This is a genomic window from Rhodococcus sp. PvR044 (assembly GCF_040548995.1).
Lineage (GTDB): Bacteria > Actinomycetota > Actinomycetes > Mycobacteriales > Mycobacteriaceae > Rhodococcus_G > Rhodococcus_G oryzae.
Genome location: NZ_JBEPSX010000008.1, coordinates 237,855 through 264,071 on the forward strand (window position 1 = coordinate 237,855; position 26,217 = coordinate 264,071).

General features: G+C 69.4%; 28 protein-coding genes. 18 read left to right on the top strand and 10 right to left on the bottom strand.

Features of this window, described 5'->3' with window-relative positions:
- Nucleotides 1-70: 70 nt before the first annotated feature.
- Nucleotides 71-673, top strand: coding sequence for a DUF459 domain-containing protein (locus ABIC28_RS19380; RefSeq protein ID WP_097211825.1), 603 nt, complete (start codon nt 71-73; stop codon nt 671-673).
- 81 nt (nt 674-754) lie between these two features.
- On the opposite strand, the gene ABIC28_RS19385 is transcribed toward ABIC28_RS19380, so the two are convergent.
- Nucleotides 755-2,005: a cytochrome P450 gene (locus tag ABIC28_RS19385; RefSeq protein ID WP_077042902.1), complete on the bottom strand. Its 1,251-nt coding sequence runs from the start codon at nt 2,003-2,005 to the stop codon at nt 755-757.
- Nucleotides 2,006-2,178: 173 nt separating this feature from the next.
- Between ABIC28_RS19385 and ABIC28_RS19390 the strand changes: the two genes are divergently transcribed.
- The 3 genes from ABIC28_RS19390 to ABIC28_RS19400 all read left to right on the top strand — a co-directional run bounded on the left by ABIC28_RS19390 (nt 2,179) and on the right by ABIC28_RS19400 (nt 4,593).
- On the top strand, nt 2,179-3,342 hold the full coding sequence (locus tag ABIC28_RS19390; protein ID WP_209927653.1) for a steroid 3-ketoacyl-CoA thiolase: 1,164 nt from the start codon (nt 2,179-2,181) through the stop codon (nt 3,340-3,342).
- 7 nt (nt 3,343-3,349) lie between these two features.
- Entirely contained in the window at nt 3,350-3,814 is a 465-nt protein-coding gene (locus tag ABIC28_RS19395; protein ID WP_097214307.1) for a nitroreductase family deazaflavin-dependent oxidoreductase, read from the top strand.
- A gap of 107 nt (nt 3,815-3,921) precedes the next feature.
- Nucleotides 3,922-4,593: a GNAT family N-acetyltransferase gene (locus ABIC28_RS19400; protein WP_097214306.1), complete on the top strand. Its 672-nt coding sequence runs from the start codon at nt 3,922-3,924 to the stop codon at nt 4,591-4,593.
- A gap of 69 nt (nt 4,594-4,662) precedes the next feature.
- Here the strand turns inward: ABIC28_RS19400 and ABIC28_RS19405 are convergent, their stop codons facing one another.
- On the bottom strand, nt 4,663-5,577 hold the full coding sequence (locus ABIC28_RS19405; RefSeq protein ID WP_097214305.1) for an SDR family oxidoreductase: 915 nt from the start codon (nt 5,575-5,577) through the stop codon (nt 4,663-4,665).
- Nucleotides 5,574-6,374 carry an SDR family oxidoreductase gene (locus tag ABIC28_RS19410; RefSeq protein WP_097214312.1) on the bottom strand — a complete coding sequence of 267 codons (801 nt, stop codon included), beginning with the start codon at nt 6,372-6,374 and terminating at the stop codon, nt 5,574-5,576. Before ABIC28_RS19410 ends, ABIC28_RS19405 begins: the two co-directional genes overlap by 4 nt.
- 131 nt (nt 6,375-6,505) lie before the next feature.
- Here ABIC28_RS19410 and echA20 point away from each other — a divergent pair, with 131 nt between their 5' ends.
- The 4 genes from echA20 to ABIC28_RS19430 are packed head-to-tail and all read left to right on the top strand — an operon-like array spanning nt 6,506 to nt 9,979.
- On the top strand, nt 6,506-7,267 hold the full coding sequence (gene echA20, locus ABIC28_RS19415; protein ID WP_097214304.1) for a (7aS)-7a-methyl-1,5-dioxo-2,3,5,6,7,7a-hexahydro-1H-indene-carboxyl-CoA hydrolase: 762 nt from the start codon (nt 6,506-6,508) through the stop codon (nt 7,265-7,267).
- Between the two features lie 14 nt (nt 7,268-7,281).
- Entirely contained in the window at nt 7,282-8,163 is an 882-nt protein-coding gene (gene ipdA / locus ABIC28_RS19420; protein WP_097214303.1) for a cholesterol ring-cleaving hydrolase subunit IpdA, read from the top strand.
- Nucleotides 8,160-8,918 carry a cholesterol ring-cleaving hydrolase subunit IpdB gene (gene ipdB / locus ABIC28_RS19425; protein WP_097214302.1) on the top strand — a complete coding sequence of 253 codons (759 nt, stop codon included), beginning with the start codon at nt 8,160-8,162 and terminating at the stop codon, nt 8,916-8,918. Before ipdA ends, ipdB begins: the two co-directional genes overlap by 4 nt.
- On the top strand, nt 8,915-9,979 hold the full coding sequence (locus ABIC28_RS19430) for an NAD(P)H-dependent flavin oxidoreductase (RefSeq protein ID WP_354580384.1): 1,065 nt from the start codon (nt 8,915-8,917) through the stop codon (nt 9,977-9,979). The genes ipdB and ABIC28_RS19430 overlap by 4 nt, the downstream gene beginning before the upstream one ends.
- 65 nt (nt 9,980-10,044) lie before the next feature.
- Here the strand turns inward: ABIC28_RS19430 and ABIC28_RS19435 are convergent, their stop codons facing one another.
- Nucleotides 10,045-10,323 (bottom strand): DUF2277 domain-containing protein, encoded by a 279-nt coding sequence (locus ABIC28_RS19435; RefSeq protein WP_097214300.1) that lies wholly within the window; start codon nt 10,321-10,323, stop codon nt 10,045-10,047.
- A gap of 104 nt (nt 10,324-10,427) precedes the next feature.
- Here ABIC28_RS19435 and ABIC28_RS19440 point away from each other — a divergent pair, with 104 nt between their 5' ends.
- Nucleotides 10,428-11,048 carry a TetR/AcrR family transcriptional regulator gene (locus tag ABIC28_RS19440; RefSeq protein WP_354580387.1) on the top strand — a complete coding sequence of 207 codons (621 nt, stop codon included), beginning with the start codon at nt 10,428-10,430 and terminating at the stop codon, nt 11,046-11,048.
- Between the two features lie 92 nt (nt 11,049-11,140).
- Here ABIC28_RS19440 and ABIC28_RS19445 read toward each other — a convergent pair whose 3' ends face one another.
- Nucleotides 11,141-12,292 (bottom strand): acetyl-CoA C-acetyltransferase, encoded by a 1,152-nt coding sequence (locus ABIC28_RS19445; RefSeq protein ID WP_097214298.1) that lies wholly within the window; start codon nt 12,290-12,292, stop codon nt 11,141-11,143.
- A gap of 9 nt (nt 12,293-12,301) precedes the next feature.
- Nucleotides 12,302-12,934, bottom strand: a complete 633-nt coding sequence (locus ABIC28_RS19450) for a TetR/AcrR family transcriptional regulator (protein ID WP_077042913.1) — start codon at nt 12,932-12,934, stop codon at nt 12,302-12,304.
- A gap of 41 nt (nt 12,935-12,975) precedes the next feature.
- On the opposite strand from ABIC28_RS19450, the gene ABIC28_RS19455 reads away from it, so the two are divergent.
- Nucleotides 12,976-13,734: an SDR family NAD(P)-dependent oxidoreductase gene (locus ABIC28_RS19455; RefSeq protein WP_257017846.1), complete on the top strand. Its 759-nt coding sequence runs from the start codon at nt 12,976-12,978 to the stop codon at nt 13,732-13,734.
- On the opposite strand, the gene ABIC28_RS19460 is transcribed toward ABIC28_RS19455, so the two are convergent.
- The 3 genes from ABIC28_RS19460 to ABIC28_RS19470 form a co-directional block, all read right to left on the bottom strand.
- Nucleotides 13,731-14,813: a type IV toxin-antitoxin system AbiEi family antitoxin domain-containing protein gene (locus tag ABIC28_RS19460; RefSeq protein WP_097214295.1), complete on the bottom strand. Its 1,083-nt coding sequence runs from the start codon at nt 14,811-14,813 to the stop codon at nt 13,731-13,733. The genes ABIC28_RS19455 and ABIC28_RS19460 overlap by 4 nt on opposite strands.
- A 129-nt stretch (nt 14,814-14,942) precedes the next feature.
- The gene (locus ABIC28_RS19465) at nt 14,943-15,752 is read right to left on the bottom strand and encodes an SDR family oxidoreductase (protein ID WP_027502840.1); all 810 of its coding nucleotides are present in this window, start codon (nt 15,750-15,752) and stop codon (nt 14,943-14,945) included.
- On the bottom strand, nt 15,749-16,954 hold the full coding sequence (locus tag ABIC28_RS19470; RefSeq protein WP_097214294.1) for an acyl-CoA dehydrogenase family protein: 1,206 nt from the start codon (nt 16,952-16,954) through the stop codon (nt 15,749-15,751). The genes ABIC28_RS19465 and ABIC28_RS19470 overlap by 4 nt, the downstream gene beginning before the upstream one ends.
- A 45-nt stretch (nt 16,955-16,999) precedes the next feature.
- On the opposite strand from ABIC28_RS19470, the gene ABIC28_RS19475 reads away from it, so the two are divergent.
- From ABIC28_RS19475 to ABIC28_RS19500, 6 genes are all read left to right on the top strand, one after another.
- A complete protein-coding gene (locus tag ABIC28_RS19475; protein WP_097214293.1) occupies nt 17,000-18,553 on the top strand; it encodes a FadD3 family acyl-CoA ligase in 1,554 nt (517 codons plus the stop codon).
- Nucleotides 18,550-19,428: an enoyl-CoA hydratase gene (locus tag ABIC28_RS19480; RefSeq protein ID WP_354580392.1), complete on the top strand. Its 879-nt coding sequence runs from the start codon at nt 18,550-18,552 to the stop codon at nt 19,426-19,428. Before ABIC28_RS19475 ends, ABIC28_RS19480 begins: the two co-directional genes overlap by 4 nt.
- Nucleotides 19,428-20,591 carry an acyl-CoA dehydrogenase family protein gene (locus ABIC28_RS19485; protein ID WP_097214291.1) on the top strand — a complete coding sequence of 388 codons (1,164 nt, stop codon included), beginning with the start codon at nt 19,428-19,430 and terminating at the stop codon, nt 20,589-20,591. The genes ABIC28_RS19480 and ABIC28_RS19485 overlap by 1 nt, the downstream gene beginning before the upstream one ends.
- A complete protein-coding gene (locus ABIC28_RS19490) occupies nt 20,588-21,544 on the top strand; it encodes an acyl-CoA dehydrogenase family protein (RefSeq protein ID WP_097214290.1) in 957 nt (318 codons plus the stop codon). Before ABIC28_RS19485 ends, ABIC28_RS19490 begins: the two co-directional genes overlap by 4 nt.
- Nucleotides 21,541-22,671, top strand: a complete 1,131-nt coding sequence (locus tag ABIC28_RS19495) for an acyl-CoA dehydrogenase family protein (RefSeq protein WP_097214289.1) — start codon at nt 21,541-21,543, stop codon at nt 22,669-22,671. The genes ABIC28_RS19490 and ABIC28_RS19495 overlap by 4 nt, the downstream gene beginning before the upstream one ends.
- A 116-nt stretch (nt 22,672-22,787) precedes the next feature.
- Nucleotides 22,788-23,294 (top strand): nuclear transport factor 2 family protein, encoded by a 507-nt coding sequence (locus tag ABIC28_RS19500; RefSeq protein WP_354580395.1) that lies wholly within the window; start codon nt 22,788-22,790, stop codon nt 23,292-23,294.
- 26 nt (nt 23,295-23,320) lie between these two features.
- On the opposite strand, the gene ABIC28_RS19505 is transcribed toward ABIC28_RS19500, so the two are convergent.
- The gene (locus ABIC28_RS19505; RefSeq protein ID WP_354580397.1) at nt 23,321-24,493 is read right to left on the bottom strand and encodes a cytochrome P450; all 1,173 of its coding nucleotides are present in this window, start codon (nt 24,491-24,493) and stop codon (nt 23,321-23,323) included.
- Nucleotides 24,494-24,628: 135 nt separating this feature from the next.
- Here ABIC28_RS19505 and ABIC28_RS19510 point away from each other — a divergent pair, with 135 nt between their 5' ends.
- Nucleotides 24,629-25,474 carry an SDR family oxidoreductase gene (locus ABIC28_RS19510; RefSeq protein ID WP_373560302.1) on the top strand — a complete coding sequence of 282 codons (846 nt, stop codon included), beginning with the start codon at nt 24,629-24,631 and terminating at the stop codon, nt 25,472-25,474.
- A 47-nt stretch (nt 25,475-25,521) separates the two neighbouring features.
- Entirely contained in the window at nt 25,522-26,217 is a 696-nt protein-coding gene (locus tag ABIC28_RS19515; RefSeq protein ID WP_354580442.1) for an acetoacetate decarboxylase family protein, read from the top strand.

Sequence of the window (26,217 nt, forward strand, 5' to 3'; positions counted from 1 at the left end):
TCGAGGTGCGGTCCTTTGCGTTTCACGGCAGGGTGGGTCCGACCGCAGGCGATCGGAAGGATGACATTCAGTGCAGAGTCACTCGGAGGATCTCCGGATCTGTTTCATCGGCGACTCCTTTGTCGCGGGCGTCGGCGACGAGACCGCGCTCGGCTGGACCGGCCGGCTGCTGGCCCGCAGCGCACAGGCGGGGCGACCGGCCACCGGATACAACCTCGGGATCCGACGCAACACCTCCACCGACATCCGGGCGCGGCTGCGCGACGAGATCGAGCGCCGCAGGCCCGCGGACACGGAGCTGCGGCTGGTGTTCTCCTTCGGGGTCAACGACGCGACCGCCACGGACGACGGGCCTCGGGTCCCGGCCGCGACCTCTCGGGAGAACCTGATCGACTGCCTCGACGCCGCCGCGGGCGCACCTGTCCTCTTCGTCGGCCCGCCGCCCGTGCACGACGAGGAGCACAACCATCGGATTCTCTTGCTCAACAATAATTTTCGCGACATCTGTGATGCGCGGTGCTGCACGTTCGTCGACGTCTTCACTGCGCTGGAGAAGCACGACGTCTGGCGCAGGCAGGTCCGCGACGGCGACGGCGCCCACCCGCGTTCCGACGGCTACACGGCCCTGTTCGAACTGGTGGCGCCCGCCTGGGACGAATGGCTGCGCCGCTGAGGTCACCGGGAACGAAAACGGCAGCGCCGGCGCGGGGTGACCGCGCCGGCGCTGCCGGATGGTGCTGGTGGATCGACTGCCCTAGTGGGCGACCGGGCAACCGCCGGTCTTGTAGTCGACCTGGTACTCCTTGATGCCGTTGAGCCAGCCGGACCGCAGGCGGCGGGTCGCGCCGACCTCGGTGATGTCCGGGAGGAAGTCGGCGATCGCGTTGAAGATCAGGTCGATCTCCATGCGGGCCAGGTTGGCGCCGAGGCAGTAGTGGGCGCCGGTTCCGCCGAAGGACAGGTGCGGGTTCGGGTCGCGGAGGATGTCGAACTTCTCCGGGTTCTCGAACACCTCCTCGTCGAAGTTCGCCGACACGTAGTTCATCACGACGCGCTGGCCCTTCTTGATCGCCACGCCGCCGATCTCGGTGTCCTCGAGGGCGGTGCGCTGGAAGGCGGCGACCGGGGTGGCCCAGCGGATGATCTCGTCGGCCGTGGTCTTCGGACGCTCCTTCTTGTACAGCTCCCACTGCTCGGGGTTGTCCATGAAGGCCTTCATGCCGTGCGTGGTGGCGTTGCGGGTGGTCTCGTTGCCTGCCACCGCGAGCACGATCACGAAGAAGCCGAACTCCTCCGGGCTGAGCTCGTCGCCGTCGACGTCCGCCTCGATGAGCGTGGTGACGAGGTCGTCGCCCGGGTTCGCCTTGCGCGCCTCGGCGAGCTGGTACGCGTACCCGAGGATCTCCATCGACGCGGCAGCCGGATCGATGTCGGCGAACTCGGGATCGTCGTACGAGGTCATCTGGTTGGACCACTCGAAGACCTTGCCGCGGTCCTCCTGCGGCACGCCGATGAGCTCGGCGATGGCCTGCAGGGGCAGCTCCGCCGCGACCTGGGTGACGAAGTCGCCGCTACCCTCCGCAGCGGCGGCCTTGACGATGGACTCGGCGCGGTCGCGCAGCTCTTCCTTGATCCCGTTGATCGCGCGGGGGGTGAAGCCGCGGGAGACCAGCTTGCGCAGCTTGGTGTGCTCCGGCGCGTCCTTGTTCAGGAGCACGAAGCGCTGCAGTTCGATCTGCTCGCGCTTCATGTCATCGGCGAACCGCGGGATGGCGGTGTTCTCCCAGGTGGAGAACACGTCGCGCATCGACACGTCGCGGATGTCCTCGTGACGGGTGACCAACCAGTAGCCACCGTCGTTGAATCCGCCGACACCGTCGGGCTGCTCGACCCAGTACACCGGCTCGGCCTTGCGGACCTCGGCGAGTTCTTCCACCGGCAGCCGGTGCGCGTAGATATCGGGGTCCGTAAAGTCGAATCCCGCGGGAATGTTGGGCTGTGCCACTGTTGTCTCCTGCCATCGCGATCGGCGCCGCGCGTGATGTGGAACACGTTCTACAAAGATTGAAGCATAGAGCTTCGATCAGGGAAAGACTAGGCAAAGAACTGGGCCCATTCTCCTTGCTCAATGGGGAGAACCTGTTCTACTTTTTGTAGACACGTGGAAAGGAGCCCGCCGTGGGCACACCAGTAATCGTCGAGGCAGTCCGTACCCCGATCGGCAAGCGAGGGGGTTGGCTGTCCGGCCTGCACGCGGCGGAGACCCTGGGCTCGGTTCAGGTCGGACTGCTCGAGCGGGCGGGCATCGACCCCCTCCTCGTCGAGCAGGCCATCGGCGGCTGCGTCACCCAGGCCGGTGCACAGTCCAACAACGTCACCCGGGTCGCCTGGCTGGCTGCGGGTCTGCCGTGGCAGACCGGCGCCACCACCATCGACTGCCAGTGCGGCTCCGCACAGCAGGCCAACCACCTGATCGCCGGCCTCATCGCCACCGGCGCCATCGACATCGGCGTCGCCTGCGGCGTCGAGCAGATGAGCCAGGTCCCGCTCGGCGCCAACGTCGGCACCGAGGCAGGCCCGCGCCGCCCGGCATCCTGGGACATCGACATGCCCAACCAGTTCGAGGCCGCCGAGCGGATCGCGAAGCGTCGCGGCATCACCCGCGCGGACATCGAGGCGCTCGGCGTCCGCTCGCAGGCCCTGGCCAAGCAGGCCTGGGCCGAGGGACGCTTCGACCGCGAGGTGCTGCCCGTGACCGCCCCCGTCATCGGCGAGGACAAGCTGCCGACCGCCGAGACCACGCTGGTTTCCCGGGACCAGGGCCTGCGCGACACCACGCTCGAGTCGCTCGCCAAGCTCAAGCCGGTCATCGAGGGCGGCATCCACACCGCGGGCACCGCCTCGCAGATCTCCGACGGCGCCGCCGCAGTGCTGCTGATGGACTCCGACCGCGCCCTCGCCCTCGGCCTCAAGCCCCGCGCCCGGATCGTCTCCCAGGTGCTCGTCGGCGCCGAGCCCGAATTCCACCTCGACGGCCCCGTCCAGGCCACCGCCAAGGTCCTCGAGAAGGCAGGCATGAAGATCGGCGACCTCGACCTGTTCGAGGTCAACGAGGCCTTCGCCTCCGTCGCACTGTCCTGGGCTCGGGTGCACGGCCCCGACATGGACAAGGTCAACGTCAACGGCGGCGCCCTCGCCCTCGGCCACCCCGTCGGCAGCACCGGATCCCGCCTCATCACCACCGCACTGCACGAACTCGAGCGGACGGACAAGTCCACCGCACTGATCACCATGTGCGCCGGCGGCGCGCTGGCCACCGGCACCATCATCGAGCGGATCTGATCCGGCCATGAAGCGCCCACCGATGCTCGATACGCAGTTCACCCGAATCATCATCAAATGGATGTCGAAGACGAACGTGATCGCGTACCGGGCCACCGGTGGGCGTGTCGGCGGTAAGTGGCGGGTCGGCAGCGCCGCGAAGAGCGGCCTGCCGATCTGCCTGCTCACCACCACCGGCCGCAAGAGCGGCGAGCCCAGGGTGAGCCCACTGCTGTTCCTCGAGGACGGTGACCGGGTCGTGCTCGTCGCCTCGCAGGGCGGCCAGCCCAAGAACCCGCTGTGGTACCTGAACCTGAAGGCCGACCCCAATGTGAAGGTCCAGATCCGTTCCGACGTGCGCCATCTGGTCGCGAAGGTCGCGGACGATGCCGAGCACGCGGAGCTGTGGCCCAAGCTGGTGGCCATGTACCCCGAGTTCGACGACTACCAGTCCTGGGTCGAACGCAAGATCCCGGTCGTGGTCTGTTCGTAGCAATTGGCGGCCCGTTGACAGACAATCTGGGGGGAGCCCGCAGGATTGCCGATCCGGCAGGTGCGTGCTCCGCGCTGTTGCACCTCAACGGATAGGGAGATTTCGTCATGACGGCTGGCCCCCAAGATCAGATCCTGGACCGACGCGAACTCGCCTCGGCGCTCCTGCGGGCGCTCGAGATGCGGCACGAGGTCCTCGATGCCATCGTCGACAGTGACGACCACGCCGCCGCCGTACGCAGTGTGAGCGCGCTCCTCGAGACGACCGAGGACAACGCGAATGCGGTGCTGGGTCTTCAGCTCGGGCGCCTGACCCGGCTCGAGCGCGACCACCTCCGCGACGAGGTCACCAACCTGGACGCGACGCTGAAGTGGCTGCCGGAACAGCGCCCCTTCAGCACCGGCACGAACGTGCGGCTGCGCCCGTTCACCTACAACGACGAGGACGCGGAGCTCTACCGGCGGCGCTCGGCCGAGCAGCTCGATGCCGACGGCACGCCGTGGCAGGAGGATCGCATCGAGGAGGAGCGCCGGGCAGGCCTGAACCGGGTCGACGAGGAGACCGCGGCATGGTTCGTCGCGGAGAACACCAGCGGCGACCGGCCGGAGTGCGTCGGGCTGGTGTTCGGCGAACTACACGAAGGCGAGGTGGACCTCGCGGTGTGGGTGGCGCCCGAGGCGCGCAAGCAGGGCTACGGCACCGCCGTGATCAAGCTGTCGCGGCCGGAACTCGCCGCCTACTTCCCCGGCACGACGGTCATCGTCCGCTCCCCCGTCTAGGCGCTTCGCGCCTGTGCGCGGTTGACGAGTCCACACACTCGTCAACCGCGCACGGGCGGCGGAGCCGCTTTACGCCCCGTAGACCGGGGTGGGGGTCTCCGCCTTCTCGAGCAGGTCGGCCACGACGGGGCCGATCTCCTTCGGGTCCCAGCGATCGCCCTTGTCCTGCACGGGGCCGTGCCGCCAGCCCTCGGCGACGGTGATCTTGCCGCCCTCGACCTCGAACACCCGGCCGGTGACGTCCTTCGACTCGGCGCTGCCCAGCCAGACCACCAGCGGGGAGATGTTCTCCGGCGCCATCGCGTCGAAGCCCTCCTCGGGAGCGGCCATCGCCTCGGCCATCGCGCCGCCCGCGCCCACCGTCATCCGGGTGCGCGCCGCCGGCGCGATCGCGTTGACGGAGACGCCGTAGTTCTTCAGCTCGGCGGCGGCCTGGATGGTCATCTCCGCGATGCCCGCCTTGGCGGCCGCGTAGTTGCCCTGACCGATGCTGCCCTGCAGGCCGGCACCCGAGCTGGTGTTGATGATCCGCGCGTCCACCGGACGTCCGGCCTTGGACTCGGCGCGCCAGTACGCGGCCGCGTGCCGCAGCGGGGCGAAGTGGCCCTTGAGGTGCACCCGGATGACCGAGTCCCACTCCTGCTCGCTCATGCCGACCAGCATCCGGTCGCGCAGGAAGCCCGCATTGTTGACCAGCACGTCGAGGCCACCGAAGTTGTCGATGGCGGTCTTGATCAGGTTCTGCGCGCCGTCCCAGTCCGCGACGTCGTCGCCGTTCACCACGGCCTGTCCGCCCGCGGCGATGATCTCCGCGACGACCTGCTCGCCGGGGCTCTCACCGGTCGCGGTGCCGTCGCCGCCGACGCCGATGTCGTTCACGACGACCTTCGCGCCCTCGGCCGCGAACGCCAGTGCGTGCGCCCGTCCGATACCGCGGCCCGCGCCCGTCACGATGACGACGCGACCCTCTACCAATCCACTCACTTCTGCTCCTCCATCACTGGCTTGTTGGATGTCTCTGCGTCCGACGCCGCCAGGAACGCGGGGCGCTCGCCGCCGCCGTGCACCGTCAGTGTCGAACCGCTGACGTAGGACGCCAGCGGCGATGCCAGGAAGGTCGCACAGTTCCCGATGTCCTCGGGCCGCGCCATCCGACCCAGCGGGACGGTCTTGCTCACCGCGGCGAGGCCGTCGGCCCCGCCGTAGTGCAGGTGGCTCTGCTCGGTCTCGACCAGGCCGACCACGATCGAGTTCACCCGGACCTTCGGCGCCCACTCCACCGCGAGGCTGGCCGCGAGGCTGTCGATGCCGGCCTTGGCGGCGCCGTAGGCGGCGGTGCCCGGCGACGGGCGGCTGCCGCTGACGCTGCTGATCATCACGATCGAGCCGCCGGTGTCCTGCTTCTGCATGACGGCGTTCGCGATCTGCGAGATCAGGAGCGGGGCGAGCAGGTTGAGCTCGACGATCTTCGAGTGGAAGCGGGGGCTGGCGTCCGCGGCCAGGGCGTACGGCGCCCCGCCCGCGTTGTTGACGACGGCGTCGAGGCGGCCGTGGGTGGCGACGATCGAGTCGATCATCGACTGCACCTGCTCGGCGTCGCGAAGGTCGCAGGAGATGAACTCCACGCCGCGACCATCCACCTCGATCGGCTCGTCGGCCGGCCGTCGCGCGCAGGTCACCACCGTGGCGCCCGCGCGCAGAAACGCGCGGCTGATGCCCGCGCCCACGCCGCGCACTCCGCCGGTGACCAGCACCACGCTGCCGTCAAGACCTAGATCCACCAGTACCTCCACTGTCAGGGATTCTCTGCGGGTCGGGGGTCATCCGCCGAAAAGCGAACTCCAGCCCGACCCGCAGGTGTGCTAACTTACCAAGCAATCGCTTGGTTTGGCGACCTACCTAAGGAATCACGATGGGAATCACTTCCAAATCCGATGGGGCCGGCATCACCACGGTCACCGTCGACTACCCGCCGGTGAACGCCATCCCGTCTAAGGGATGGTTCGAACTGGCCGACGCCGTCCTCGCGGCGGGCAAGGATCCGAGCACCCACGTGGTGATCCTGCGAGCCGAGGGTCGCGGCTTCAACGCCGGCGTCGACATCAAGGAGATGCAGGCCACCGAGGGTCACGGCGCACTGATCGACGCCAACCGCGGCTGCGCGGCGGCGTTCTCCGCGGTCTACGACTGCGAGGTTCCCGTCGTGGTCGCCGTCAACGGCTTCTGCGTCGGTGGCGGCGTCGGCCTGGTCGGCAACGCCGACGTCATCGTCGCGTCCGACGACGCCGTCTTCGGCCTGCCCGAGGTCGACCGCGGCGCACTCGGCGCGGCCACGCACCTCGCCCGCCTGGTCCCCCAGCACATGATGCGCACGCTGTACTACACGGCCAAGAACGTCGACGCCCAGACGCTCAAGCACTTCGGCTCCGTGTACGACGTCGTCCCGCGCGCCGAGCTCGACGCGTGTGCACTCAAGATCGCAGGCGAGATCGCCGCCAAGGACACCCGGGTCATCCGGCGCGCCAAGGAAGCGATCAACCGCATCGACGTGATGGACGTGCACACCAGCTACCGGATCGAGCAGGGTTTCACGTTCGAGCTGAACCTCGCCGGCGTCGCCGACGAGCACCGCGACGAGTTCGTCGCCACCGGCAAGCCGCGCGCGAACAAGTAGGGAGTTGAAAGACAATGCGTGACAAGAGGATGTCGCTCGACGAGGTCGTCGGCGAACTGCGCAGTGGCATGACGATCGGCCTCGGCGGCTGGGGCTCGCGCCGCAAGCCGATGGCGTTCGTGCGCGCGATTCTGCGCTCGGACATCAAGGACCTGACCGTCGTCACCTACGGCGGACCGGACCTGGGCCTGCTGTGCTCGGCGGGCAAGGTCAAGAAGGCCTACTACGGCTTCGTGTCCCTGGACTCCGCGCCGTTCTACGACCCCTGGTTCGCCAAGGCCCGCACCACCGGCGCCATCGAGGTCCGCGAGATGGACGAGGGCATGGTCAAGTGTGGCCTCGAGGCCGCCGCGGCCCGCCTGCCGTTCCTGCCGATCCGCGCGGGCCTCGGCTCGGACGTCCTGAACTTCTGGGGCGACGAGCTCAAGACCGTCACTTCGCCGTACGCCGACGAGTCCGGCAAGGCCGAGACGCTCATCGCGATGCCCGCGCTGAACCTGGACGCGTCGTTCGTGCACCTGAACCTGGGCGACAAGCACGGCAACGCCGCCTACAACGGCGTCGACCCGTACTTCGACGACCTGTACTGCATGGCCGCCGAGAAGCGCTACGTCTCCGTCGAGCGCATCGTCGAGACCGAGGAGCTGGTGAAGGCCGTTCCGCTGCAGCAGCTGATCCTCAACCGCATGATGGTCGACGGCGTCGTGGAGGCCCCGAACGGCGCCCACTTCACCCTCGCAGGCGAGAGCTACGGCCGCGACGAGAAGTTCCAGCGTCACTACGCGGAGGCCGCCAAGACCCCCGAGTCGTGGCAGGTCTTCGTTGACACCTACCTGTCCGGCAGCGAGGACGACTACCAGGCCGCCGTCAAGAAGTTCGCAGAGGAGCAGGCATGACCTCCACCGAGACCATCACCCGCGCGGAGTACTGCGCGATCGCGTGCGCCGAGATCTTCTCGGGCGCGGGCGAGATCATGGCCAGCCCGATGTCCACGCTGGCGACCATCGGCGCGCGGCTGGCGCGGCTCACCACCGAGCCCGACCTGCTCATCACCGACGGTGAGGCGCTGATCTTCGCCGACACCCCCGCGGTCGGCGCCAAGGCCCCGATCGAGGGCTGGATGCCGTTCCGCAAGGTGTTCGACGTCGTCGCCTCCGGCCGCCGCCACGTGGTCATGGGCGCCAACCAGATCGACCGGTACGGCAACCAGAACCTGTCCGCGTTCGGTCCGCTGCAGCAGCCGACCCGCCAGATGTTCGGCGTCCGCGGCGCCCCCGGCAACACCATCAACCACGCCACCAGCTACTTCGTCCCGAAGCACTCCTCGCGGGTGTTCGTGGACAAGGTGGACGTGGTCTCGGGTGTCGGCTACGACAAGGTCGATCCCTCGAACCCGGCGTTCAAGTACCTGCACTTGCACCGCGTGGTCAGCAACCTGGGCGTCTTCGACTTCGGCGGACCGGACCACACCCTGCGCGCGCTCAGCCTGCACCCGGGCGTCACCGCGGCCGAGGTCGCCGAGAACACCTCCTTCGAGGTCGCCGGGCTGGCCGAGGCGGGCGTCACCCGCGAGCCCACCGCCGAGGAGCTGCGCCTGATCCGCGAGGTCATCGACCCGCGCGGTCTGCGTGAGCGCGAGGTCCAGGCATGACCGCCGTCCTGCGCACGGCGCTGACCGAACTGATCGGCATCGAGCACCCGATCGTGCAGACCGGCATGGGCTGGGTCTCCGGCCCGCGCCTGACCGCGGGCACGTCCAACGCGGGCGGCCTGGGCATCCTCGCCTCGGCGACGATGACCTACGACGAGCTCGAGGCAGCGGTCCTGCGGACCAAGGAGCTGACCGACAAGCCGTTCGGCGTCAACATCCGCGCCGACGCGACGGACGCTCAGCAGCGCATCGACCTGCTGATCCGCGAGAAGGTCAAGGTCGCCTCGTTCGCGCTGGCACCCAAGAAGGACCTGATCAGCAAGCTCAAGGACAACGGCGTCGTCGTGGTCCCGTCCATCGGCGCCGCCAAGCACGCCGTCAAGGTCGCCTCCTGGGGCGCCGACGCGGTGATCGTGCAGGGCGGCGAGGGCGGCGGCCACACCGGCCCGGTCGCCACGACGCTGCTGCTGCCGTCGGTGCTCGACGCGGTCGACATCCCGGTGATCGCGGCCGGCGGCTTCTTCGACGGCCGCGGCCTGGCAGCTGCGCTGTCCTACGGCGCCGCGGGCGTCGCGATGGGCACCCGCTTCCTGCTCACCAGCGACAGCGCAGTGCCGGACTCGGTCAAGCAGGAGTACCTCAAGCGCGGCCTGCAGGACACCACCGTGTCCGTGAAGGTCGATGGCATGCCGCACCGGGTGCTCAACACCGACCTGGTCAACAGCCTCGAGAAGTCCAGCTACGCACGGGGTCTCATCGCCGCGGCCAGGAACGCTCCCAAGGTCAGGGCGATGACGGGCATGAAGTGGTCGACTCTCCTCAAGGAGGGCCTCGACATGAAGAAGTCCACGGACAAGACCTGGCTGCAGGTCATCATGTACGCCAACACCCCGATGCTGCTCAAGGCCGGCCTGGTCGACGGCAACACCGAGGCGGGCGTGCTCGCGTCAGGTCAGGTGGTCGGCATGGTCGACGACCTGCCGAGCTGTCAGGAACTGATCGACCGGATCATGGCGGACGCCGTGAAGCGGATCGACGCACTGGGCGCGCTGCGCGCCTGAGCTCGGGAGCGCACTCCCCACACTGAAGGGCACCATCGGCCGGTTCATCCGGCCGGCGGTGCCCTTCAGTCGTTTGCGGCGGCCGCGGCCATCCGGGCGCGGACCTCGGGCCTGCGCAGCGGCGGCACCGTGGCCGGTGGCTGCTTGCGGGAGGGCAGCACCCCGAGCAGCCGCATCGTGGTCGCCGTGACCTCGGCGACCGCCTGCTCGAAGGGCTCTCGGGTGGCGTCGGACAGCTTCTGCACCCCGCTCACCTTCCGCACGTACTGACGGGCGGCCGCCTCGATCTCCTCCGCGGTGGCGGCCGGCTCGAGGCCGCGGAGCTCGGTGATGTTTCGGCACATATCCCGACGATAACCCCGAGCCACCGCCCGCGTGCGATGAGTTCCGTGTCACCCCGTAACTATTTTGGCTCCGGGGGTAACCCGCTCCGGTATTGTCCGGCGATGTGAATGGATCCGGAGACCACCCAGTCGAAGCAGCCGGCCCGGGCCGGCCCCGAGATCCCCAGGTCGACCGGTCGGTCCTCGATGCGACCATTGCGCTGCTCGTCGAGTCGGGCTACCAGAAGACCACCATCCAGGCCATCGCCCGACGGGCCAAGGTCAGCGCGCCCGCGATCTACCGCCGCTGGGCCACCCGCGAGATGATCATCGAGGACGCGATCTTCGGCCTCGAGTCCATGGGCGACGTGCCGCTCCCCCCGAGCACCGACGACCTGCACGCCGACCTCCTGGCCTGGACGCGCAGTTTCCTCGAGCGCGCCGCGCACCCGGCCGCCCGCTCCGCGATACCAGGGCTGATGTCCACCTGGAATCACAACGAGGGCGTCTACGAGCGGCTCGTCCAGCGGGCCGAGGTGCCCGCCCGCAAGGCGCTGCTCGACCGAATCCAACTGGCTGAGCCGGACACGGAGCCGGCCGCCGCCGCGTCCACCGCGGACACCGTCTTCGACCTGCTGGTGTCGGCCACCATGCTCCGCGGCGTCTCGCGCGGATTCGAGGACTCGGACGCGTGGTGCGAGCGGATCGCCGACGCACTGTTCGCGCTGATCGGCACCATCGACTGACGGACACCGTCGTCCGGGTCCACCGACGAGTTCGGCCCCGTACTCCTCCGGCAGGAGGGGTACGGGGCCGAATCTGCTTGCGCGGAGAGGTTTTAACCCAGGCGCTCGATGATCGTCACGTTCGCGGTGCCGCCACCCTCGCAGATGGTCTGCAGGCCGTAGCGCCCACCGGTGCGCTCGAGCTCGTTGAGCATGGTCGCGAACAGCTTGGTGCCGGTCGCGCCGAGCGGGTGCCCGTTCGCGATCGCGCCGCCGTTGGCGTTGACCTTCGCCGGGTCCGCGCCGATCTCCTTGATCCAGGACAGCACGACGGGGGCGAAGGCCTCGTTGATCTCGATGACGTCGATGTCATCGATGGTTAGGCCGGCCTTCTCCAGCGCGTACTTGGTCGCGGGGATCGGCGCGCTGAGCATGAAGATCGGCGAGGCGCCGCGGGCGCTGATGTGGTGGATCCGGGCGCGGGGCTTGAGGCCGTGCGCCTTCACCGCGGCCTCGGAGGCGAGCAGCGTCGCGCTGGCGCCGTCGGAGATCTGGCTCGCCAGGGCCGCGGTCAGGCGTCCGCCGTCGGTCAGGGTCTTGAGCCCGGCCATCTTCTCCAGGCTGGTCTCGCGCGGGCCCTCGTCGATGCTGAACTCGCCGACCGGCACGATCTCCTTGTCGAATCGGCCCTCGGCGATCGCCTTGCGCGCGCGCTCGTGGCTCTGCAGCGCCCAGCGCTCCATCTCCTCGCGGCTGATGTCCCACTTCTCGGCGATCAGCTCGGCGCCGTGGAACTGCGAGACCTCTTCGTCGCCGTAGCGGTGCTCCCAGCCCTTCGAGCCCTTGAACGGGGTCTCGAAACCGAACTGCTCGCCGACGACCATCGCGGAGGCGATCGGGATCATGCTCATGTTCTGCACGCCGCCGGCCACCATCAGGTCCGCGGTTCCGCTCAGGATCGCCTGCGCCGCAAAGTGAACGGCCTGCTGGCTGGATCCACACTGACGGTCGACGGTGACACCGGGGACATCCTCGGGGTAGCCGGCGGCCAGCCAGGCGGTGCGCGCGATGTTGCCGGCCTGCGGGCCGATCGCGTCGACACAGCCGAACACGACGTCGTCGATCTCGCTCGGGTCGACCTGGTTGCGCTCGAGGAGCTGCTTGATCACCCCGGCGCCGAGGTCCGCGGGGTGCACCGCGGAGAGGGCACCGCCCTTCTTGCCGACCGCGGTGCGGATGGCGTCAACAATGTATGCCTCAGGCATGGAAACTCCCTACGAATCGGACCGTGACTGTGGGCTGGAGAGCCCGTCGAGCACAATGGCGAGATACTGCTTGGCGACCGTTTCCGCGGTCATCGGGCCTCCCGGCCGGTACCAGCGCACCGGAACCCAGACGGTGTCGCGCATGAAGCGGTACACCAGCTCCACGTCGATGTCGGGGCGGAAGCTGCCGTCGGCGATGCCCGCCTCGAGGACCGAGACCCACAGGCCCCGGAACTCCTTGTTGCGCTCGGTGATGTACTCGAAGCGCTCGTTGCCGACCAGGTGCTTGGCCTCGTCCTGATAGATCGCGACCGCGGCGTGCGAACCGTCGATCGCCTCGAAGGACGCGATCACCATCGCCTCGAGGGTGGCGCGCGATCCGAGACCGGCCGCGACGATGTCGCGGTAGCGGCCGAACAGCTCGTCCAGGAAGCCCTTGAGGATCTCGTCGACCATGGACTCCTTGGAGTCGAAGTGGTGGTAGAGACTGCCGGACAGGATCCCGGCCGAGTCGGCGATGTCGCGCACCGTGGTGGCGCGCAGACCGCGCTCGGCGAACAGGGCGGCCGCCAGCGCGAGGAGTTCGGCGCGGCGGCCGGACTTGCTGGCAGACTCTTCGGCAGCTCTCGGCGGAGGGGTCACACTCGACAGAGTATCAACCAAGCGCTTGTTAGGGTATCGGGGTGCAGCAAAACACTTGCGCCGTGATCACCGGCGGATCGGGCGGCATCGGGATCGAGATCACCCGGCGGCTCGCCGCCCAGGGGCTCCCTGTCGCGTTCACCTACCGTTCCGGCGCCGAGCGCGCCGCCGCCCTGGTCGAGGAGATCACCGCTGCGGGCGGGCGGGCCCGTGCCGATGCCGTCGACCTGACCGACCGGGACCGGGTCGCACGGTGGGCGCGGGAGATCACGGCCGAGCTCGGCGATCCGTCGGTGCTGGTGCACGCGGCGGGCCCGCACATCCCGATGGTCCACCTGTCCAAGGTCTCCCCCGACACCTTCTCCGAGCATCTCGGAGCCGAGGCCACCGCGTTCTTCGCGCTCGTGCACGCCCTGTTGCCCGGGCTCCGCGCGGCGCGCGGCTCGGTGGTCGCGGTGACCACGGCGGCCACCGACCGCTTTCCCGTCCGCGACGGCCTCTCGTCCGGGACCAAGGGCGCCGTCGAGGCGCTGGTCCGGGCGTTCGCCGCCGAGGAGGGCCGCTACGGCGTCCGCTTCAACTCCGTTGGCCCCGGCATGCTCACCGACGGCATGGCCGAACGCCTGATGGGCAACGCCGACCTCGATGAGCGCGCGCAGGCCGTCGCGATGAGCCGGATCCCCCTGCAGCGCTTCGGCTCCGCGGTCGACATCGCCGAAGCCGTCTGCTTCCTCGCGAGCGACAAGGCCGGCTTCATCACCGGCCAGAAGCTGAACGTCGACGGCGGCTACACCGTCTAGGCGGCTCCGCCGCCCGTGCGCGGTTGACGAGTGTCAGGACTCGCTAACCGCGCACAGGCGGGACACGGGTTTTCGTCCCGCCTATGCCACCCCTCGCGGCGCAGGACCTGCTCGACCTCCCCGGCCACCAGGCACGGGGTCACGACCACCTCCTCGTAGCCGAACACCAGCCGTGGCCGATCGGCGAGTTCGGCGGCGTTGTCGCGGCGACGGTCCCGGAAGGCGACCTCGCGCGCGGAGTGCGACCGGCGGCCGTCGAGGCGCACGATCAGCGGGACACCGTGTTCGCTGTAGTCGCAGTCCTCCCAGAGCGTGCGGCCGTCGACCACCACCGGCTCCTGCCTGCGTGCCACGGGAAGTCCGTGGGCCTGTTCGACATCGACCGCGAAGCGGTACTCGAGCATCGACTGGACGCCTTCGGCCAGCAGCCGGACGGCCGCCTCGAGCGCTTTCCGGTAGCGACGCGGGGTCCGCTCGTTCATCCGGCGCCGGACGTCGTCCAACCGGACGCGAGCGTTGGTGACGGTGCCGATCAGGCTGACGTATGCCTCGCGCGCCGACGGCTGCGCGATGGCGTGGTCTAGCGCGGTGTCCGCGCGGGTCGTGCGCGGTGGCAGGAGGTCGCCGGCACCGATGTGCCGTTGCGCGCGCGACCGGTGCACCACCACCCCGGGATGCAGGACGCTCCCCCGCGCGGGCACCACGCGATCGTTGTGCACCGCGTGTCCGACCGCGGTCGCGGGTTGACCGATCGCGGAGACACCGTAGGGAACTGTGACGTGGACGGGACCGGCCTCGCTCACTGGGACCATCCCCCACAGCTCCGCGGCCGTCCGGTGACTGAGCAGCGCCGTGGTCCCGCCGTAGAGAAGGGCGGCCTCGAGAATTGCCTCGCGAGTGAGCGCGCCCGAGGTGATCGCGTACACCCCGTGCAGCACCCGCTGCCAGCTCCCGGTCTCGAGGCGCTGTCGCGTTCGCGACGGCGGGAATCCGAGGGCGTGCAATTGCGCCGCGGTGACCAATCCGTACTGGCGGTCGACGAGGGCCTGGAGCGCTGCGGGCGAGAACGTTGCGGGCATGCCGACGACACTGGCGTCGGGTACCGACCGGATCGACGAGATCGGGCCGGGTTATCCACAGGCGCTACGCGCCTGTGAGTGGTTGACGAGTGTCAGCACTCGTCAACCACTCACAGGCGGCGGAGCCGCCTAGGCGCGCTGGCTGGAGATGGAGACGATCTCGCCGGTGAGGTAGGTCGTGTAGTCGCTGGCGAGCATCGCGATGGTCGCGGCGATCTCCCACACCTCGGCGGCGCGACCGAAGGCCTCACCCTCGGCCAGCTTGTCGAGCAGTTCCTCGCTGGTCACCTTCGCCAGGAACGCGTGGCGGGCGATGGACGGCGCGACGGCGTTGATGCGGACGCCGTACTCGGCGGCCTCGATCGCGCTGCAGCGGGTCAGCGCCATGACGCCTGCCTTGGCCGCCGCGTAGTGCGCCTGCGAGTGCTGCGCGCGCCAGCCGAGCACGGAGGCGTTGTTGACCAGGACGCCGTTGTGCTCGACCGACTTGAAGTAGCGAAGCGCCGCGCGGGTGGCGCGGAAGGTGCTCGTCAACGTGATGTCGAGGACGCGGTCCCACTGCTCGTCGGTCATGTCCACGACCGGCGTCTCGCCGCCGAGGCCCGCGTTGTTGACCAGGACGTCGATGCGGCCGAGCTTCTCGGCGGAGCCGGCGATCAGCGCGTCGACCTGCTCGGTGCTCGAGACGTCGCAGACGAACGACTCGACCTGCTGGCCACCGAACTCGGCCGACAGCTTCTCCACGGTCTCGCCGAGGCGACGCTCGTGGAAGTCCGAGACCAGCACGTCGGCGCCCTCGAGCAGCGCCCGGCGCGCGGTGGCGAAGCCGATACCGGTGCCCGCGGCCGCGGTCACGACGACCTTCTTGCCCTTGAGCAGGTTGTGGCCCTCGATCTCGGCGGGGGCGACTGCCAGGGGGGACTTGAGGGAAGTGGTCACGGTCGAGCCTCTCGGGGAAGTCCGAGCACCCGCTCGGCGATGATGTTTCGTTGGATTTCGTTCGAGCCGCCGTAGATGGTGTCGGCCCGGCTGAACAGGAACAGGCGCTGCTGGTCGCTCAGGTCGGCGTCGGCGCCGAACGGCCCGTTGCCCGCCAGCAGCGAGTCCGCACCGGCGACCTCCATCGCGAGCTCGCCGAGACCGCGGTGCCAGTTGGCCCACAGCAGCTTGGCCACCGAGGCCTCGCCGCCCTGGGCGCTGGCGTCGACCGCGGACAGGGTGCGCATGGCGTGCGCGCGCATCACCTGCAGGCCCATCCAGGCGCGGGTGAGCTTGTCCTTGATGACGGGGTCGGAGGCCGCGCCGTTGCGCTCGGCCAGCTCGACGATCTCCGACAGTTCCTTGGCGAAGCCGACCTGCTGGCCGAGCGTGGAGATGCCGCGCTCGAAGGTGAGGGTGCCCATCGCGACCGACCAGCCCTGGCCGACCTCGCCGACCACCAGGTCGGCGTCGGTGCGGGCGTCGTCGAAGAACACCTCGTTGAACTCGGAGGTGCCGGTGAGCTGCAGGATCGGCCGCACCTCGATGCCCGGCTGGTCCATCGGGACCAGCAGGTAGGACAGGCCCTTGTGGCGCTGCGAGCCGGGCTCGGTCCGCGCGACCACGAAGCACCACTGCGCGACGTGCGCGAGCGAGGTCCACACCTTCTGCCCGTTGATCCGCCACTGGTCGCCGTCGAGGCGCGCCGAGGTGGAGACCGCCGCGAGGTCGGAGCCCGCGCCGGGCTCGGAGTAGCCCTGGCACCACAGTTCGGAGACCGTGTTGATGCCGGGCAGGAAGCGCCGCTTCTGCTCCTCGGTGCCGAACGCGATCAGCGTCGGCCCGAGCAGCTCCTCACCGAGGTGGCTCACCCGCGCGGGTGCGCCCGAGCGGGCGTACTCCTCATGGAAGATCACCTGCTGGCTCAGCGTCGCGCCCTTGCCGCCGTACTCGGTCGGCCAGCCCAGGCAGGTCCACCCGGCGGCCGCCAGATGGCGGTCCCACGCGAGTCGCTCCTCGAAGGCCTCGTGCTCACGTCCGGGTCCGCCGAGCCCACGCAGACCGGCGAACTCACCGGTGAGATTGTCGGCCAACCACTCACGGACGGTCGCGGCGAACTGCTCGTCGTCTTTGGCTGTCCCCAGCCCCTGGCTTACATCCACCCCGGTAGGATAACCTACCAAGCACTTGCTTTGTAGAGGAGTCCAGTGACCAGTGATGTGAATACCACCCCCGCGGCCCTCGCGAGGGCGGCTCGCGAGTTCGGGGACGCCGAGGCCATCGCCGACGGCGAGACCCATCTCAGCTACTCCGACCTCCTCGACCGCGTGCGCACGGTGGCACGGGCACTGATCGCGCGCGGGATCGAGCCCGGCGACCGCGTCGCGCTCTGGGCCCCGAACACCTATCACTGGGTCATCGCCGCCCTCGCCACGCACTACGCCGGCGCGGTGTTGGTCCCGATCAACACCCGCTACACCGGCACCGAGGCGCTGGACCTGGTGATCCGGACGAAGGCGAGGGCCCTGTTCGTCGTCGGCCCGTTCCTCAAGACCGACCGCTGGGCCGACCTGTCCCGCGCGGCCGGGCCGGGCGACCTCGACGTGCTGGACACCGTCATCCGGATACCCTTCGACGAGGCGGCGCCGACCGAGGGCGTCATCGAGTGGCAGCAGCTGGACGACCTCGCCGCGTCGGTGCCCGCCGAGCAGGCGGATGCCCGCGCCCAGGCCGTCGATCCGGACGACATCGCCGACATCCTGTTCACCTCGGGCACCACCGGCAAGAGCAAGGGCGTGCTGAGCGCGCACCGGCAGACGGTGGGCATCGCGGACGCGTGGGCAACCTGCGCCGAGGTCACCAGCGCCGATGCCGAGTTGCTCATCAACCCCTTCTTCCACACCTTCGGCTACAAGGCCGGGATCATGGTGTGTGTCCTGCGCGGCGCCACCATCGTCCCGATGGCGCTGTTCGACGTCCCCAAGGTCGCCGCGAAGATCGCCGAGGCCCGTGTGAGCGTCCTGCCGGGCGCCCCGACCATCCACCAGTCGATCCTCGACCTGCCCACCCGCGACGAGTACGACCTGTCGAGCCTGCGGATCGCCATCACCGGTGCCGCCGCGGTTCCGGTGCGGCTGGTCGAACGAATGCAGTCCGAACTGGGCTTCGACGCCGTGCTCACCGCCTACGGGCAGACCGAGGCCGTCGTGGTGACCATGTGCCGCACCGACGACGACCCGGTCACCGTCTCGACCACCTCCGGGCGCGCCATCCCCGGCATGGAGGTCCGGATCGGCGACAACGGCGAGATCCTGGTCCGCGGCGAGAACGTCATGCTCGGCTACCTCGACGACCCGGAGGCCACCGCGGCGACCATCGACAAGGATGGCTGGCTGCACACCGGCGACGTCGGCGTCATGGACGAGCGCGGCTACATCGACATCACCGACCGGCTCAAGGACATGTACATCTCGGGCGGCTTCAACGTCTATCCCGCCGAGATCGAGAACGCCCTCGCCCGGATCGACGCGGTCGCCGAGTCGGCCGTCATCGGAGTGCCCGACGAGCGGATGGGCGAGGTCGGCCGCGCCTATGTCGTCGCGAAGCCCGGTCGCACCATCACGGCCGAGGAGGTCCTCGCATACTGCAAGGAGCACCTGGCCAACTTCAAGATCCCGCGCTCGGTCGTCGTCGTCGGATCGCTGCCGCGCAACCCGTCCGGCAAGGTCCTCAAGAACGATCTCCGGGAGGGCAAGTCGTGAGTGTTCCCGACGAGGGCGAGGTCGTCACCTACGAGGTCCGCGGCAAGGTCGCGGTCGTCACGATGAACCGACCGAAGTTCCGCAACGCGCAGAACTCCGTGATGACCTACGCCCTGGACGCCGCCTTCCAGCGCGCCGTCGAGGACCCAGAGGTGAGCGCGATCGTGTTGGCCGGCAACGGCGACCACTTCAGCGCAGGGCACGACATCGGGACCGTCGGACGCGACCACCACGTGTCCTACGACAACAAGGCCATCATGTGGTGGGACCACGTCGACCGCGAGGGCGGCGACCAGCGGTTCGCCCGCGAGATGGAGGTCTACCTCGGCATGTGCCGGCGGTGGCGCGAGCTGCCGAAGCCGACCATCGCCATGGTGCACGGCGCCTGCATCGCCGGTGGCCTGATGCTGTCCTGGGTGTGCGACCTCATCGTGGCCTCCGACGACGCCTTCTTCGCGGACCCTGTTGTCCGGATGGGCATTCCGGGCGTCGAGTACTTCGCGCACCCGTGGGTGCTCGGGGTGCGCGGGGCCAAGGAGATCCTGTTCACCGGCGATCGCTTCTCCGCGCAGCGCGCCTACGAGTGGGGCATGGTCAGCCGGGTGGTTCCGCGTGAGGACCTCGAGGCCACCGCGATGGACCTGGCCGACCGGATCGCGACCATGCCGCAGTTCGGACTCGCGCTGACCAAGAAGGCCGTCAACCAGTGCGAGGACCTGATGGGTGTGCGGGCCGGCATGGACTCGGTCTTCGGTCTGCACCACTTCGCGCACGCACACAACGCCGAAATCGGCAAGGGGCCCCTGGGCGGTATGGACGCCACAGCAATGAAGCGCGGCGCAGCCGCGGCGATGAAGAAGGCTGGAGAAGAATAGTGGATCTCGAATTCGACGACGCCACAGTCGTATTCCGCGACGAAGTGCGCGCGTTCCTCAAGGCGAACGTCCCCGCCGAGCCGCTGCCGCACATGGACACGGCGGAGGGCTTCGAGGCGCACCGGCAGTGGGAGCGCACCCTCGCCGACGCCCGCCTGTCGGTGGTGTCCTGGCCGGCCGAGTACGGCGGCCGCGACGCCACCCTCGAGCAGTGGGTCATCTTCGAGGAGGAGTACTACCGCTCCGGCGCACCCGGCCGGGTCAGCCAGAACGGCATCTTCCTGCTGGCCCCCACGCTCTTCGAGCACGCCAAGCCCGAGCAGCTGGCACGGATCATGCCGCGCATGGCACGCGCCGACGACATCTGGGCCCAGGCCTGGTCCGAGCCCGAGTCCGGCTCCGACCTGGCCAGCCTGCGCGCCACCGCCACCAAGGTCGACGGCGGCTGGCTGCTCAACGGTCAGAAGACCTGGAGCTCCCGCGCCGCGTTCGCGGACTGGGGATTCGGCCTGTTCCGCTCCGACCCGGAGGCCCAGCGCCACAAGGGCATCACGTACTACATGTTCGACCTGCGGTCGAAGGGCGTCACCGTGCGTCCGATCGACCAGCTCGACGGCCTGCCGGGCTTCGCCGAGGTGTTCCTCGAGGACGTCTTCGTGCCCGACGACCCGGCGAACCCCGCGGAGTCCGGCGTGATCGGCGCCGTCAACGAGGGCTGGCGGGTCGCGATGAGCACCGCGAGCAACGAGCGCGGCCTGTCGCTGCGCTCCCCCGGCCGCTTCCTCGCCGCCACCGACCGGCTCGTGCAGCTGTGGAAGACGAACGGCGACCAGTCCGACACCGAGCTGCGCGACCGGGTCGTCGACGCGTGGATCGGATCGCGCGCCTACGAGCTGAGCACGTGGGGCACCGTCACCCGGCTGGCCGGCGGCGGCCAGCTCGGCGCCGAGTCCTCCATCAACAAGGTGTTCTGGTCCGAGTGGGACGTGGCAACCCACGAGACCGCGCTCGACCTGCTCGGCCCCGAGGCCGAGCTCGCCGACACCGCGTGGATGGACGGCTACCTGTTCTCCCTCTCCGGTCCGATCTACGCCGGCACCAACGAGATCCAGAAGAATGTCATCGCCGAGCGGCTGCTCGGCCTACCTAAGGCGGACCGATGAGATTCGCACTCGACTCCTCGCACACCGACTTCGCGGACAGCATCGACTCGCTGCTCGCCAAGTCCGACATGCCCGCCGTGATCCGGTCCTGGAACGCGGGTGACACCGCGCCCGGCCTCAAGGTGTGGCAGCGCCTGGCGGAGACCGGCGTCAACGGCCTGATCATCGACGAGGCGCACGACGGCCTCGGCGCCGACGCCATCGACCTGGTCGTCGCGGTCGAGCAGCTGGGCAGGCACGCCGTGCCGGGTCCGGTCGCCGAGACCATCGCCGTCGCACCGGTGCTGCTCGCAGGCGCGGCGCCGGACCGCCTGTCCGCGCTCGCCGAGGGCGCGCTGGCCACCGTCGCGGCCCCGCCGCGGGTGCCGTTCGCCGTCGACGCGAACGCCGTCGAGCTGACCCTGCTCGTGCAGGGCGACTCGGTGTCCACCGCCACAGTCGGCGACCAGCACGGCTCCGTCGACCAGGCCAGGAAGCTGTTCTCCGTCACCGCCGCCGAGACACTCGGCGACGCGGACGTCGAGCGCGCCTTCGACATGGGCGCGCTCGCCACCGCAGCCCAGCTGCTCGGCCTCGGCCGCACCATGCTCGAGGTCAGCACCGAATACGCCAAGCAGCGCAAGCAGTTCGGCAAGGCCATCGGCAGCCAGCAGTCGATCAAGCACCACCTGGCGAACGTCGCCATCGGCCTCGAGATGGCGCGACCGCTGCTGCACGGCGCGGCGCTGTCCGTCCGCGACGGCTCGGCCGACGCCCGCCGCGACATCTCGGCGGCCAAGGTCGCGTGTGGCGACGCCGCGTACCGCGCATCGCGGATCGCGCTGCAGGTGCACGGCGCCATCGGGTACACCCAGGAACACGACCTGTCCCTGTGGCTGACCAAGACCCGGGCCCTGCTGACCGCGTGGGGCACCCCGTCTGTGCACCGCGCCCGAGTGATGGAGTCGCTGTGAGCCAGGTTGCCGCGGTAGGCGCATTCGACGAGGAGCAGCTCGAGCTCCGCAAGACCGTGCGGGCGCTGCTCGCCAAGCACTCCGATCCCGGTGCGGTCCGCCGCGCCGCGGAGACCGAGCAGGGCTACGACACCGCGCTGTGGGAGATGCTCTGCCAGCAGGTCGGCGTCGCCGCGCTCGCGATCCCCGAGGAGTTCGGCGGCATCGGCGCATCCGCGATCGAGACGCACCTGGTGCTCGAGGAACTCGGCCGCACGCTCGCCCCGACACCGATGCTCGGTTCGGTGGTGCTCGGCGCGCAGGCGATCCTGGCCAGCGGCGACACCGAGGCCTGCGAGCGACTGCTGCCCGGGATCGCGGAGGGCACCGCCGTCGCGGCGCTGTGCTGGACCGGCGCCGACGGCAGCTGGGACACCGAGTCGGTCGACGTGACGGCCACGGCGGCCGGTGACGGGCACTCGCTCACCGGCGCGAGCCACTTCGTGCTGGACGGGTCGATCGCGGACGTGCTCGTCGTCGCCGCCGCGATCGACGGCGCCGTGGCGCTGTTCGAGGTCGATCCCGCGCAGGAGTCGGTCAGCCGCCGCAGGCTGCCCGCGATGGACCCGACCCGGACCCTGTCGGTCGTGGAGTTCGACGGCGCCTCGGCCCGTCTGCTCACCGCCGACGGCTCGGCGGCCCTGGAGCGGGTGCGCGAGATCGCCTGCGTCGCACTGTCCGCGGAGCAGATCGGTGCGGCCGCGCAGTCGCTGGACCTCACCGTCGAGTACAGCAAGTCCCGCGTGCAGTTCGGTCGTCCGATCGGCAGCTTCCAGGCCCTCAAGCACCGGATGGCGGACCTGTACTTCCTGGTGGAGACGGCCCGTTCGGCGTCCTACGGCGCGGTCCGCTCGCTCGTCGACGGAGCGCCCACCGCGGCGACGGACGCCGCGGTCGCGAAGGTGTACTGCTCGGAGGCCCTGCAGTCGGTCGCGGCGGACAGCATCCAGCTGCACGGCGGCATCGCGATCACCTGGGAGCACGACGCCCAGCTGTACTTCAAGCGCGCACACGGCAGCGCCCAGCTCTTCGGCCAGCCGCGGGGGTACCTGAAGTCGCTGGAGTCGGCCGCGGGCCTGCCCGCCTGATCCCGTTGCACTGAGCTCGAAGGCCGGCCCGGATTCCCCGGGCCGGCCTTCTGCATGTCGGGACGAGATCGACCGAATTCCGAACCCCGCGCGATCGACTGTGAGAAGCTCCGCGAATGGCCCCCCGATCGCTCGAAGACCTCAGCTCGCTCGAGGACCTCCGGCAGCTCAAGTACCGGTACTTCCGCGCGCTGGACCTGAAACGGTGGGACGAGTTCGCGGACACCCTCGCCGAGGACATCGTCGCGCACTACGGCACGCATGCGCTCGCCGAACCGCTCGTCTTCCAGGGCCGCGACGCCGTCGCCGGGTTCATGCGCGACGCGCTCGGCCCGGCGATCACGACCGTGCACATCGCCAACCATCCGGAGATCTCGGTCGACGGATCGGACGCGTCCGGCTCGTGGAACTTCGAGGACACGGTGATCGTGCCTGCCGCAAACAGATGGATCCGCGGTGCCGGCTATTACACCGACCGGTACCACCGCGACGACGACGGGAGCTGGCGGATCGCGGAGACATCGTACGAGCGGATCTACGAGTCGATCATCTCCCTCGACGACGTCCCGAGCTTCCAGTTCCTCTCGCACATGTGGGCCACTCCCCCGGCGGCGACCTCCTGATCCTGGGCCGGCTCATCGACCGCCGGCTACCAGCGGACCGGCATCTTCTCGAGGCCGGTCACGAAGTTTGCCGGTCGGCGCGGTAGCGGCAGGTCGCTCGCCAGTTCCATGTTCGGGATCCGCTCGAGCAGCCGCTCGAACATCAGCCTGCCCTCGAGCCGGGCGAGCTGGTTGCCCAGGCAGAAGTGCGACCCGAAACCGAAGGCCACGTGCGGATTCGGATTCCGGGACGCGTCGAACCGTGCCGGATTCTCGAACACCGACTCGTCGAAGTTCGCGGACTCGAACAGCAGCAGCATCTTCTCGCCCGCGCGCAGCCGCGTGCCGTGGAACTCCACGTCGCGGGTCACGGTGCGGCACATGTTCTTCACCGGTGACACCCAGCGCACCATCTCCTCGAGCGCCTGCGGGATCAGGGACCGGTCGGCGACGAGCTGGTCCCGCTGCTCGGGGTGGCGCATCAGCTGCTCCATGCCGCCGCTGAGCACGTGCCGCGTGGTCTCGTCGCCGCCGACCAGGATCAGCAGGGTCTCGGCCACGATGTCCTCGTCCGTGAGCCGGCGGCCGTCGATCTCGGCATGCACCAGCACGCTGGTCAGGTCCTCGGTCGGTTCGCGGCGGCGCTGTTCGATCGTGCGCATGGTGAACTCGACGAAGGACACGTACGCCGCCATCATCTTCGACAGCATCTCCTCGGAGGCGTTGCTGCCCTGGGCCTCGACCAGGTCGTCGCTCCACTGCAGGAACATCTCCCGCTCCTGCGGCCGCACACCCAGCATGTCGCCGATCACCGCCATCGGCAGCGGCGCGGCGAGATCGCGGACGAAGTCGCACTCGCCCCTGTCGATCACCGCGTCGATCAGCTCGTCGCAGATCCGTCCGATGCCGCCGATCTTGGCCTCGACCTGTCTGCGGGTGAAGCCGGCGTTGACCAGCTTGCGACGGTGCAGATGCTCCGGGTCGTCCATGTCGATCATGTGCGGCAGCGGCCCCACCTCCGGCCGGATCCCCCCGGCGTTGGAGAACAGGTCTGCGTCCCGCTCGGCGTCGATCACCGCGGCATAGCTCGCGGCGCCCGCCGTGCCGTCCCTGTCCCGGAACACCGGCTCGTGTGCACGCATCCAGGTGTAGGCGTCCCTCGGGTCGCCACGTTCACCCGCATAGAACCGTCCATCCACCAGATCGATGTCGGGTCGCATGCCGTCAACTCCCTCGCTCAGCCGTTCTCCGAACCTGCTCGCACCGGGTGAATCGAGCCTATTCCTGCTGGCGGGATTGCATATCCAAATCGCCCCGGCGGTGGTAGAACAGGTTGCACAACGGAGGGAGTCGCGGTGGACGCGATCGGTACGGGAGCTGTGCGGGGCAAGTCGATCCTGGTGACGGGAGGCGGCAGCGGAATCGGCCTCGGCGTCGCCTCCCTGCTGGCCGGTTCCGGCGCCCACGTGACCATCTGCGGACGCACCGAGGAGAAGTTGATCAAGGCCGCCGCGTCGGTCACGCCCGCGCACGACGGGTCGATCACCCATCACGCCGCCGATGTCACCGACGAGGACGCGGTGGTCGAAGCGGTCGCGGCCGCCGCGGCGGTGACCGGACGCCTCGACGGGGTGGTGGCCTGCGCGGGCGGCAACGAGACCATCGCCCCGGTCACCCAGATCGACGTCGATGCCTGGCGCCGCACCGTGGAGCTCAACATCACGGGCACGATGCTCACGCTCAAGCACTCCGCCCGCGAGCTGGTCCGCGGCGGGGGCGGATCGTTCGTCGCGATCTCCTCCATCGCGAGCAGCAATACCCACCGATGGTTCGGCGCGTACGGCGTCTCGAAGTCCGGCGTCGACCACCTCGTCCAGCTCGGCGCCGATGAGCTGGGTGCCAGCAACGTCCGGGTCAACTGCATCCGGCCCGGGCTCACCCGCACCGATCTGGTCGCCCTGATCACCGAGGGCGGGCCGCTGCTCGAGGACTACCAGGCCTGCACTCCCCTGCCCCGCATCGGGGAGCCGGAGGACATCGCGGCGCTGGCGCGGTTCCTGCTCGGCGACGAGTCCACCTGGATCACCGGCCAGATCATCAACGTCGACGGCGGCCAGATGCTGCGGCGCGGACCCGATTTCAGCTCGATGCTCGAGCAGGTCTACGGCGTCGACGGCCTGCGCGGCGTGGTGACGCAGTGACCTCCCACGGCGCCACCTCCCACGACGTTCTCGGCAAGCGCGTCGAGATGCCGGTGCAGATCCGGCAGGCGACGGCGTTCATGGCCATGTACTCGGTCCCGACCGCCCCGGCGCAGGCGCTGATCGATCACACCGGGCTGGAGATCCTCCGGTATCGCCCCGGTCGCGGACTGTGCGTGCTGGTGTTCGTCGACTACGTGGACGGAGACCTGGGCCCCTACAACGAGTTCGGTGTCTGCTTCATGGTCCGCAACCATCGCGATACCGGCAAGTCCTCCGTCGTCTCGGATCTCCGGTCGTTGGCGACGGGCGGGGCGGGCGCGCTGATCCATCAGCTGCCCGTCGACGGCGAGTTCACGATGGCCGCCGGTCGCGGGATCTGGGGATTCCCCAAGGTGCTGGCGGATTTCGACGCCGATCACACGAGCCCGGCCAAGCGGGCGTCGGTCAGCCAGGACGGCAGGCTCATCGCAGAACTGCGCATCAAACCGGGCGTCACGGTGCCCGGTTCTGGGGCGGGCGCCGCGGTGGCGGCCTACTCGCACCTCGACGGCATCACCAGGCACACCCAGTGGGAGATGAACCCGTCCGGCGTCCGCTCCCGGCTCGGTGGTGCGGACCTGACGTTGGGCACCCATCCCATCGCCGACGAGCTGCGCTCGCTCGGCCTACCGCGCCGTGCCCTGCTCACCTTGTCGATTCCGGACCTGAAGATGACCTTCGGGGACGCGCGGGTGGTGTGA